General features: G+C 54.7%; 1 rRNA gene. It reads right to left on the reverse strand.

Annotated elements, in window-relative coordinates:
* Positions 1–475 precede the first annotated feature (475 nt).
* Positions 476–1,999 (reverse strand): 16S ribosomal RNA (locus tag ACZY0Q_RS20990).
* Positions 2,000–2,188 lie beyond the last annotated feature (189 nt).

The following is a 2,188-nucleotide window of genomic DNA, read 5'->3' on the forward strand; positions in this document are numbered from 1 at the left end:
CGGACAGATCCAGGTTCATATTCTTGGAAATTGCTTCTTATAAAAGATGCTCGCGTCCACTATGTAGTTCTCAAACAACAACCCCAAACCACACACCCCACACACAACCCCCCAAAGGAGAGCCAACCGTGTGATCGGTGCAGCCAGGAAACCAGAAACAAACAAACCCGACAAAACACACCACAACCCAAAAAGGGAAGCAGCACATCCTCGCCGGCCCTGTTGCCTCAGGACCCAACAGTGTGCCAAACACTAAACCACCCGTACCGCACCCACACCGTTTCCAAGCAGCAGCCATCCCGAAGGACAACCAACCACCGTACTAGACGAGGCACAAAACAAGCAGCCGCTATTCATTGATATTCCACCCTTGAGCACCCGCCGCAGAACTAGCGTCTGCGCAACGGGCATATACTCCTGACAACCCCACCACACGGACATAACGCCCGGCGCGGTGATTGTAGGTGCTCCTTAGAAAGGAGGTGATCCAGCCGCACCTTCCGGTACGGCTACCTTGTTACGACTTAGTCCCAATCGCCAGTCCCACCTTCGACAGCTCCCTCCCACAAGGGGTTAGGCCACCGGCTTCGGGTGTTACCAACTTTCGTGACTTGACGGGCGGTGTGTACAAGGCCCGGGAACGTATTCACCGCAGCGTTGCTGATCTGCGATTACTAGCGACTCCGACTTCATGGGGTCGAGTTGCAGACCCCAATCCGAACTGAGACCGGCTTTTTGGGATTAGCTCCACCTCACAGTATCGCAACCCTTTGTACCGGCCATTGTAGCATGCGTGAAGCCCAAGACATAAGGGGCATGATGATTTGACGTCGTCCCCACCTTCCTCCGAGTTGACCCCGGCAGTCTCCTATGAGTCCCCGCCATAACGCGCTGGCAACATAGAACGAGGGTTGCGCTCGTTGCGGGACTTAACCCAACATCTCACGACACGAGCTGACGACAACCATGCACCACCTGTAAACCGACCGCAAGCGGGGCACCTGTTTCCAGGTATTTCCGGTTCATGTCAAGCCTTGGTAAGGTTCTTCGCGTTGCATCGAATTAATCCGCATGCTCCGCCGCTTGTGCGGGCCCCCGTCAATTCCTTTGAGTTTTAGCCTTGCGGCCGTACTCCCCAGGCGGGGCACTTAATGCGTTAGCTACGGCGCGGAAAACGTGGAATGTCCCCCACACCTAGTGCCCAACGTTTACGGCATGGACTACCAGGGTATCTAATCCTGTTCGCTCCCCATGCTTTCGCTCCTCAGCGTCAGTTAATGCCCAGAGACCTGCCTTCGCCATCGGTGTTCCTCCTGATATCTGCGCATTTCACCGCTACACCAGGAATTCCAGTCTCCCCTACATCACTCTAGTCTGCCCGTACCCACCGCAGATCCGGAGTTGAGCCCCGGACTTTCACGGCAGACGCGACAAACCGCCTACGAGCTCTTTACGCCCAATAATTCCGGATAACGCTTGCGCCCTACGTATTACCGCGGCTGCTGGCACGTAGTTAGCCGGCGCTTCTTCTGCAGGTACCGTCACTTTCGCTTCTTCCCTACTGAAAGAGGTTTACAACCCGAAGGCCGTCATCCCTCACGCGGCGTCGCTGCATCAGGCTTTCGCCCATTGTGCAATATTCCCCACTGCTGCCTCCCGTAGGAGTCTGGGCCGTGTCTCAGTCCCAGTGTGGCCGGTCACCCTCTCAGGCCGGCTACCCGTCGTCGCCTTGGTGAGCCATTACCTCACCAACAAGCTGATAGGCCGCGAGTCCATCCAAAACCACAATAAAGCTTTCCACCCCCCACCATGCGATGAGGAGTCATATCCGGTATTAGACCCAGTTTCCCAGGCTTATCCCAGAGTTAAGGGCAGGTTACTCACGTGTTACTCACCCGTTCGCCACTAATCCCCCCACAAGTGAGGTTCATCGTTCGACTTGCATGTGTTAAGCACGCCGCCAGCGTTCATCCTGAGCCAGGATCAAACTCTCCGTTGAAGTAAAACAAAAACGAACACAACCAACACCCCCGGAAATAACGGAAGAAGAAGGCTGCAAAATTTGAAACCAGCTGTAAAAACCAGACCCAATCCACGGGGTGGACAGGCCCAGCCAAAACAACCAATCAATAAAACAATTGGTATCAACAAACTTGGCACACTATTGAGTTCTCAAACAACAGACACA

It is taken from the genome of Pseudarthrobacter lactosi (genome assembly GCF_055412785.1).